This is a genomic window from uncultured Christiangramia sp. (assembly GCF_913046405.1).
GTDB lineage: Bacteria > Bacteroidota > Bacteroidia > Flavobacteriales > Flavobacteriaceae > Christiangramia > Christiangramia marina.
On the sequence record NZ_CAJWRQ010000113.1, the window covers coordinates 1 to 8,802 of the forward strand.

The following is an 8,802-nucleotide window of genomic DNA, read 5'->3' on the forward strand; positions in this document are numbered from 1 at the left end:
ATCTTCTCATCCAGGCCTTCATCACTTAGATCGATCCAGACACTGCCATCAGGCTTCTGATAGAAAACTCCATCTTCCAGACCTTTCATGACATTATCCTTACCTAAAAGGTAGGTTTCACTTTCATAGTAATTCTTATCGAAATCGACTCCGAGAGAATCATAGGTTTTTTCAAAACCATCATAAACCCATTGGTTCATGGTAGACCATAACTTTACAACCTCGGGATCGTTCGCCTCCCAGTTACGTAACATATGCTGAGCTTCAACAAAAATCGGAGCTTCCGCCTTTGCTTCTTCTTCAGATTTTCCCTGCTCCTGTAATTGAGCGATCTCTTTTTTATATTCCTGATCAAATTTCACATAATAATTCCCAACGAGTTTATCACCTTTCAAACCGGTAGATTCTGGTGTTTCTTCATTTCCAAATTTCTGCCATGCCACCATAGACTTACAAATATGTATTCCACGGTCATTGATCACCTGTACTTTGTGGACAGTATTTCCCGCAGCCTTCAAGATTTCGGCTACAGAAAAACCTAAGAGATTATTTCGAATATGACCAAGATGTAAGGGTTTGTTGGTGTTCGGGGAACTATATTCAATCATGATCCCACTGGCATCACTTTGGGGCAACAACACTCCAAAATCTGATCGATCTTTGATTTGATTAAAGAAATTAATATAGTAAGCATCGCTTATTACGATATTAAGAAATCCTTTTACTACATTATAATCTGCTACTTCAGTTACCTCTTCTTTTAAATAGCTACCAATGTTTTCTGCCAGCTGAGCCGGATTGGTCTTGATTTGTTTCAGCATTGGGAATACAACTAAAGTGATGTCTCCTTCAAAATCCTTGCGTGTTGGCTGGAACTCAATGGTTGGAGCTTCCACCTCGTAATGTTTGGTAACTGCTTCATTAACTTTTGCTGCAAGAATTTGTTCTATGGTCATTTTCAACGCTTTTATGCCTGTTTTGTATTCTATTAAGTGCGCAAAGATAAAAAGAATTGAAGTTCCGGTCGCCAGCCTTTTAACGCAAATCCTTATATTTAGGAAAAAAGAAATGCTAATTAATATCTCTTACAATCGTCCTGCGATCTCAGAAAAGATTAGAGCTGAAGTAGGAAAACCATTTACGCTAATGGAACGGGTCAAACTTCGTGGCTCAGGTTCTCCAAAATTACAGATAACTTCCTCCAGTATAGAAATCTACAACCTGCTCATTTTAGATAATAATGCCAATGTTTGCAATGTTGAAATGAGAGGCAACGGGATTATCGTAATGTTTAGATCACTACTTGAAACTTACGCTCTCGTGATTCCTTATTACAAATTAAATCTATATAAAGGAAAAGCTGATGAATATAGTATTTACAGGGATCATCATTTCATCAAGGTCAAGGCAGACAAGCCCGGTATTCATAAGTTCTTCCAGAAAATTATCAACTACAAGACCGACAATGCTCCTACGCAGATCGATGACTTATAAATGTGTAATTCCAAGCGAATTTCGAAACAATTCCTTAACCTAAAATTGATTTCAACTTTCCGCGGCAAATCGTTTATCGATGCACATTTGCGGAAAAAAATCAATGGAACTATTCATTTATGTTTTCGCTGCTTTGTTCTCTGTGATCAATCCCCTGGGCACTGTCCCTATTTTCGTTGGACTTACCAAAGAGGACACTAAATCTGAGCGGTCTCGTACTTCCCTCCTTACAGCGATCAATATTTTCGTGATCCTGCTTATAAGTTTTTTTACTGGCAGATATATCCTTAATTTCTTCGGAATAAGCCTCGATTCTTTAAGAATTGCTGGAGGCTTAATTATTACTACTTCTGGTTTTGCCTTGCTAACTGGCTCTTTTGCTAAGCATAAAGGTATGGATAAGCCGAAGGTTCAGGAAGACGCTTTTCAGCGTGATGGCGTATCGCTCACTCCACTGGCCATTCCTATGCTTGCTGGCCCTGGCTCCATATCTTTTTTGATTGGATTATACGAGGAATATGCGACCTGGAATGAGAAAATGATTGCGGTAGGAGCAATTTTTAGTGTTTGTTTAGCTACGCTGCTCGTTCTTAGAAGCTCCTATTATATAGTTTCCATGCTTGGTGCATCTGGGATTAATGCTATTTCCAGAATCATAGGTTTTATTGTGATCGCCATTGGAATTGAATATATAAGTTCCTCTGTGATCAATATCTTCAGAACAATAAGTCTGTAATTAACGCTTGCCAAATGCTAAACCTCCTACCAGAGCGAGCACTCCAAATGCGATCATTGCATAAGATTGTGTGTTATCACCATGAGCTTCTACCTGAAGGGGTCCAGCATCGATGGAAAATTCAGGAGTTAGAATATCATACAACCCATAGCCAATAAGCCCTATCCCAATGATGAGCAGAACAAATTTGAGCACGTTATTCATTTAATAAAGTTTTACTAATCAGAGGTGAAAGTAGCAATTTAATTTATAATTTGAAGATCAAATTTCTCAAATGCGCATACTACTTACCGGTGCTAACGGTTATATTGGCATGAGGCTTCTGCCTCAATTACTTGAACAAGGTCATGATGTAGTATGTGCAGTTCGAAATAAACATAGATTCACTTCCAATGAGGAACTCCGGGAAAAAGTGGAGATCGTAGAGATCGATTATCTTGAAGACACAAAAGCTCCGGAAGCTATCAAAAACATCGATGCCGCCTATTATCTCATCCATTCGATGACCGGCTCTACTGAAGATTTTGATAAACAGGAAGCTCAAGCCGCTACGAACTTTAATACGATGATGGCTGAAACTTCCGTAGAACAAGTGATCTACCTCAGTGGAATTATCAATGAAGAAGAACTATCGAAACATCTAAAATCACGAAAGGCCGTTGAGGAAATCCTATATAAGGGAGAATTCAATGTTACCGTACTCCGTGCCGCGATCATCGTAGGTAGTGGGAGTTCATCCTTTGAGATCATACGCGATCTTTGTGAAAAGTTACCGGTGATGGTGACCCCAAAATGGGTAGACACACGTATACAACCAATTGCTATAAGAAATGTGATACAGTATCTCATTCGGGTTATTGGCTGCGAGGACTGCTATAACGAATCTTATGACATTGGCGGTCCCGATATTCTCACCTATAAGGAAATGATGCTACAATATGCAGAGGTCAGAAAATTAAAGCTCTGGATACTTCGTGTGCCTATCATGTCTCCAAAACTAAGTTCATATTGGCTATATTTTGTAACCTCAACATCCTATAAACTTGCGCAGAACCTGGTAGATAGTATGTCTGTTGAAGTGATCACAAAAGACACACGTTTGCAGGAACTTTTAAACGTTGACCTTATTCCGTATAAAGAAGCTATTAGAATGGCCTTCTATAAGATCGAACAGAATGAAGTCATCTCTAGCTGGAAAGATAGCATGAGTAGTGGTCGTTTTCGCAGGGAGCTGAACAAATACATACAAATACCCAAATACGGGTGTATGCAGGATAAGAAATGCAAGGAAATAAGCGATACTGAAGAAGTACTTGAAAGAGTATGGGCAATTGGTGGACTAACCGGATGGTATTATGGAAACTGGCTCTGGAAGATTAGAGGATATCTGGATAAACTTGCAGGTGGTGTTGGACTTCGCAGAGGCCGTACACATGCTACAAAACTTCATGCAGGTGATTCTCTAGATTTCTGGAGAGTTTTACTTGCCGATAAAGAAGAAAAAAGACTTTTGTTATTTGCAGAAATGAAGGTTCCCGGGGAAGCCTGGCTGGAATTTAAGATCGATGAAAACAACGTGCTTCATCAAAATGCCACTTTTAGACCGAAAGGACTTTTAGGTCGTGCTTACTGGTATGCGATGTACCCGTTTCATTTCTTCATATTTGAAGGGATGATCAATAAGATCGCCTATGGCCCCTCCGGAAAAAATCTTAAAGGCAGCTCTGTTTAAGTTCCATGAAAGAATTACTTAGAAATAAAGTACTCACCTTCTCTGCTTCGATATTATTATCAGGATCGGTTTTCATCTTTCTATTTACAGACAAATTTTATGAAGCTATAGAAAATGGATCTTTATGGGTTCGCGAATACTTCGGAACGTTCTACTTATGGCTTGGATTAGGTTGCGTTCTGTTCCTCCTTATAATCGCTATTTCAAAAATCGGAAGGATAAGATTAGGAAAATCTCCACCGGAGTATGACAGGTTATCCTGGATAGCTATGCTTTACAGTGCCGGAATGGGAGCAGGTATTTTATTGAGAGCTGTTCAGGAACCGGTGTACATGTTCTTGAACCCTCCGATAGCAACAGGTTCTGCTCCAGAAATCATCTCTCTGGAATATACATTTTATCAATGGGGTTTTACTGCCTGGGCCTTCTATGGATTATTTGCATTGATCATTGCTTACAGTTTATTTGTAGAAAAACAGGATATACGGCTAAGTTCCAGTTTCAAAGTATTTCATAGTAATCACTGGGGAAAATCTATTGATATTCTCACGATTCTAACCACCATGATCGGTTTAGTCGCCGCAATTGGACTTGGAACCTCGCAAATCGAAGGAGGAATAAGTCATTTGCAATCAAAAGATCCCGGGGACCTCTTAACGAACTTATTTCTCGTTCTTATCATATGCGTGCTGGCATTCTTCTCGGCATGGGCCGGTGTAAATAAGGGTATAAAAAGGATCTCCAACTGGAATATTTATATCACTATTTTATTGCTATTATTTGTTTTCGTACTGGGAAACATCCCTGAAATTATCTCAAATTTCCTGAATTCTTTATATCACTATGTCTTCGATTTTATACCGCTGAGTCTCGCCGGAGGAAATTTCGATCCGGGAAAGCAATTTCTTACTAATTGGACCTATTATTACTGGGCATTTTGGTTGGCGTGGGCGCCTTTTACCGGCGTATTTATAGCGAGAATTTCGAAAGGGAGAAGCATTAGAGAGTTGATCTTTGGAGTTCTATTGATTCCTTCCCTTGGAAGTTTCTTCTGGTTTAGCATATTTGGAACTTCCGCATTTGAAATCATTGAAGATGCTGGTACTTACAGTAACGAATTTAGTAATGTCTTTACTTCAGTTTTTATCTTTTTCGAAAATTATCCTCTACCTGCCGTATCCAGTTTAGTCGTGATATTACTATTGATTAGTTTCCTGGTTACGTCAGTAGACTCGGCCATCTTTGTACTCAGTATGTTTACAGATAAAGGAAATACCGAACCAAAAAAGAAATACCGCCTGGTATGGGCGGTATTGATATTTATATTTTGTGAGGCAATTATTGTACTCGGTCATACGAAACCAGATTCCAACGTACTCACGGCAATGCAAAAATTTCTGATCATCAGTTCCCTCCCATTTGCCATATTCAGCGTAATTATAACTTTTCTCTTCAGCAAAAAACTTCTACAAAAGAGAAATTAGCAAGAATCAGGCTTTAGGTAGAAAAACCTCAGCCATCATGCAACGAGCACTTCCGCCTCCGCAGGTTTCGATTGTCTCGATCTCAGAACTTAAGATCTTACAATACTTTTCTATATTACTTACCTGTTCCGGATTAAGACTTCTGTGTGCGCGGGCACTCATTACTAGAAACTTTTCTTCAGCTCCCTGAACCTGTAACATGTTACCAGCAAATTCATGCATTTGTTCCTCACTAATGGATACGATTTCTTTCCCATCCATTTTAAGATGTTTTACTACATTTTTGCGTTCTTTCTTGTCATCTATGGTATCAAGGCAAATAACCGCAAATTCTTCAGCGAGACACATCATTACGTTGGTATGATATATTGGAAGTCGCTTGTCCTTAACACTTTGATAGGCATTGAAAATAACCGGTGTAAATTCGAAATCCTCACAAAACTCAATGACCAGATCTTCATCTGCACGAGGTGAAATTGCACAATATGCTTTTTGATTTACCCGGTCCAGAATAAGACTTCCCGTTCCTTCAAGGAAAATATCATCTTCTTCCGCAGAAGTATAATCTACGATGTTATTGATCTTAAAACCAGCTTCTTCCAGTTTGGAGAAATATCCCAGTCGTCTTTCCTTACGCCTGTTTTCAGCAAACATTGGATACAAAGCTATCTCTCCATCGCTGTGGAACGACACCCAATTGTTTGGAAAAATAGAATCTGGAGTATCTTCTTCTTTGATATCATCTACCACGATCACCTTTACTCCTACGTCTCTCAATTTGTTCACGAACGTGTCAAACTCTTCAGTTGCAAGGCTATTCACATTGGATTTATCTAATTTCTTCTGAAAATAGTTGTTGACCACAGTCTGTTCATTCATTCTGAAATTTACCGGTCTAACCATTAAAATGGTATCTGTAATCTGTTTCATAGCTATCTGTTAATCGCGGATTAATGGTAAGGTTGAACAGCGAAGCAATCCTTCCTGTTTCGATATTTCAGCATAAGGCACTTCCTCTACGGTAATTCCCTGCTCTCTCAACCACGAATTAAGTCGTGTAAATCCTTTTTCTGAAATTACCACATCTTCAGAAATGGAAAAGATATTGGAATTCATATGATACATTTCATCACGGGAGATCTCATAGACGTTTTCTTTTCCGAAGAAATCAACAAGCCAGTTATACTCGTCTTCTATCAAAAATCCACCTTTGTAAATGATCGCTTTGTTCTTGCCTACAGGCTGGAAGCAACAATCCAGGTGCAAAGCATTATCCTTGGCAACATGATTGCTTTTCTTAAGACTAAAGCTAATCACCTTTTTATCTGGAAATTCTTTTACTAAAGCATCTACAGCGTGTTTATTCGTTCTGGCTGTGATAAAGTTCCGGTAATCTTCTCCTTTATAGGTCCCAACAAATATATGATCTCCCATAGGCATCACGTCCCCTCCTTCAATATGAGCTTCCTCGGGCAAGGTAATGATCTTTGCAGGGTCGATCTGTCTCATTACATGCTCTATGGCCTCGATCTCCTGATCTCTGTCGGGCAATATATTCGATTTAATAAATTTATCATCGATCACGAAAGCGATATCACGTGTAAATATCTGGTTGTAATCTTCTATGATCTTAGGTCTGAAAACCTGAACATCATACTTCTCCAACACCGCGGCTACAGCTTCCATTTCTGCCACCATATCTTCTTCAGTTGGATAGGTTCCAGCTTTAATATGTTCCTGAGACTTGGGATCGTAAGCTTCTTCAAGAGTTGGAATAGGACCAATACTTTTGGCGGTTCCCAGCACTACGGAGCGTAATCTGGATGTTTCACTTGATATATGCAATTTCATTGCTAGGGTTTTGACAAATATAAAAAAGCTTCATACGATGATGAAGCTTTTTTGTGGTATTCGTAAAATATGATAAACAGAAAATTATCTGCTTCCAAGTGGTTTAAAATCTCTAAGATTCTCTCCAATATAGATCTGGCGAGGTCTTCCAATTGGCTCTTTTCTAAGTCTCATTTCTCTCCATTGTGCGATCCATCCTGGAAGTCTACCTAATGCAAACATTACGGTGAACATTTCCACTGGGATTCCCAATGCTCTGTAAATAATTCCTGAATAGAAATCTACGTTTGGATATAATTTTCTCTCTACGAAGTAATCGTCCTCAAGAGCTTCTTTCTCCAGTCCTTTTGCAATATCCAGAACAGGATCCTGCACACCTAATTGCCCTAATACTTCATCTGCAGATTTCTTGATGATCTTAGCTCGTGGATCGAAGTTCTTGTAGACTCTGTGTCCAAATCCCATCAAACGGAATGGATCTTCCTTATCTTTCGCCTTTTGCATAAACTTATGCGTATCACCCCCATCTTCCTTGATCTTTTCAAGCATTTCGATCACAGCCTGATTAGCTCCACCGTGTAATGGACCCCATAAAGCTGAAATACCTGCTGAAATAGATGCGAAAAGACCAGCATGTGATGAACCTACCATTCTTACCGTAGAAGTAGAACAGTTCTGCTCATGATCTGCATGAAGAATTAATAGTTTATCTAGAGCTTCAATCACCGCTTTATCTGCACTATACGATTTATTTGGCTTCTCGAACATCATCTTATGCAGATTCTCTACATAACCCAGATCTTCATCTCCATAATTTAGCGGAAGACTGTTTTTCTTTCTCAATGTCCATGCAGCAAGAACCGGGAATTTCCCAAGAATTTTTACAATTGCTTTGTACATATCCTCTTCTGAAGAAACATCTACAGAAGACGGATTAAATGCAATAAGAGCACTGGTCAATGATGAAAGAACGCCCATTGGATGCGCAGACTTAGGAAAACCATCAAGGATCTTCTTCATCTCTTCATCTACATGAGACTGCTCTTTAATATCCTTGGTGAATTTATCAAGTTGTGACTTGTCTGGAAGCTCGCCAAAAATCAAAAGGTAAGCTACTTCAAGAAAATCAGCTTTTTCAGCAAGATCTTCAATTGCGTAACCTCTATATCTAAGCACTCCTTTCTCACCATCCAGGAAGGTGATCGCACTTTCACAGCTACCAGTATTCTTAAATCCTGGGTCCAATGTGATAAGTCCGGCTTCTCCACGAAGCGTCTTGATATCTATACCAATTTCATCTTCAGTTCCCACAGTAACGGGAAATTCATATTTCTTTCCGTCAAATTCGAAAGTTGCTGTTTTAGACATATTATATATTGTTCTTTAGATTAATTTTTAAGGATTGCTAATTTACGAATTTTAGTGTTAAAATTATTTTAAGCCGACTAACGAAATTTCAGAAATACCCCTATTTTCTTCCGTTTTCGTGAATTTTAACTAAGTCT

Annotated in this window: 9 protein-coding genes; 4 read left to right on the forward strand and 5 right to left on the reverse strand. The window is 38.9% G+C overall.

What is annotated here, in order from left to right; all coding sequences use genetic code 11:
• Positions 1-956 (reverse strand): arginine--tRNA ligase (gene argS / locus QZ620_RS12425; RefSeq protein ID WP_295182141.1); only part of this gene is annotated, 956 nt, incomplete at its 3' end.
• A gap of 112 nt (positions 957-1,068) precedes the next feature.
• Between argS and QZ620_RS12430 the strand changes: the two genes are divergently transcribed.
• Together QZ620_RS12430 and QZ620_RS12435 are read left to right on the forward strand one after the other, a co-directional pair.
• Positions 1,069-1,494, forward strand: coding sequence for a hypothetical protein (locus tag QZ620_RS12430; RefSeq protein WP_295182161.1), 426 nt, complete (start codon positions 1,069-1,071; stop codon positions 1,492-1,494).
• Between the two features lie 103 nt (positions 1,495-1,597).
• The gene (locus QZ620_RS12435) at positions 1,598-2,230 is read left to right on the forward strand and encodes a MarC family protein (RefSeq protein WP_295182143.1); all 633 of its coding nucleotides are present in this window, start codon (positions 1,598-1,600) and stop codon (positions 2,228-2,230) included.
• Here QZ620_RS12435 and QZ620_RS12440 read toward each other — a convergent pair whose 3' ends face one another.
• Positions 2,231-2,434, reverse strand: a complete 204-nt coding sequence (locus tag QZ620_RS12440) for a hypothetical protein (RefSeq protein WP_295182145.1) — start codon at positions 2,432-2,434, stop codon at positions 2,231-2,233.
• 70 nt (positions 2,435-2,504) lie between these two features.
• Between QZ620_RS12440 and QZ620_RS12445 the strand changes: the two genes are divergently transcribed.
• Both QZ620_RS12445 and QZ620_RS12450 read left to right on the forward strand, forming a co-directional pair.
• Complete coding sequence (locus QZ620_RS12445; protein ID WP_295182147.1) at positions 2,505-3,962, forward strand: SDR family oxidoreductase; 1,458 nt, start codon at positions 2,505-2,507, stop codon at positions 3,960-3,962.
• A 5-nt stretch (positions 3,963-3,967) separates the two neighbouring features.
• Positions 3,968-5,446: a BCCT family transporter gene (locus tag QZ620_RS12450; protein WP_295182150.1), complete on the forward strand. Its 1,479-nt coding sequence runs from the start codon at positions 3,968-3,970 to the stop codon at positions 5,444-5,446.
• Positions 5,447-5,452: 6 nt separating this feature from the next.
• Here the strand turns inward: QZ620_RS12450 and ctlX are convergent, their stop codons facing one another.
• From ctlX to QZ620_RS12465, 3 genes are all read right to left on the reverse strand, one after another.
• Positions 5,453-6,376 (reverse strand): citrulline utilization hydrolase CtlX, encoded by a 924-nt coding sequence (gene ctlX / locus QZ620_RS12455; RefSeq protein WP_295182153.1) that lies wholly within the window; start codon positions 6,374-6,376, stop codon positions 5,453-5,455.
• Between the two features lie 9 nt (positions 6,377-6,385).
• Complete coding sequence (locus tag QZ620_RS12460) at positions 6,386-7,297, reverse strand: dimethylarginine dimethylaminohydrolase family protein (RefSeq protein WP_295182155.1); 912 nt, start codon at positions 7,295-7,297, stop codon at positions 6,386-6,388.
• 84 nt (positions 7,298-7,381) lie between these two features.
• Positions 7,382-8,665, reverse strand: a complete 1,284-nt coding sequence (locus QZ620_RS12465) for a citrate synthase (RefSeq protein WP_295182158.1) — start codon at positions 8,663-8,665, stop codon at positions 7,382-7,384.
• Positions 8,666-8,802: the final 137 nt, after the last annotated feature.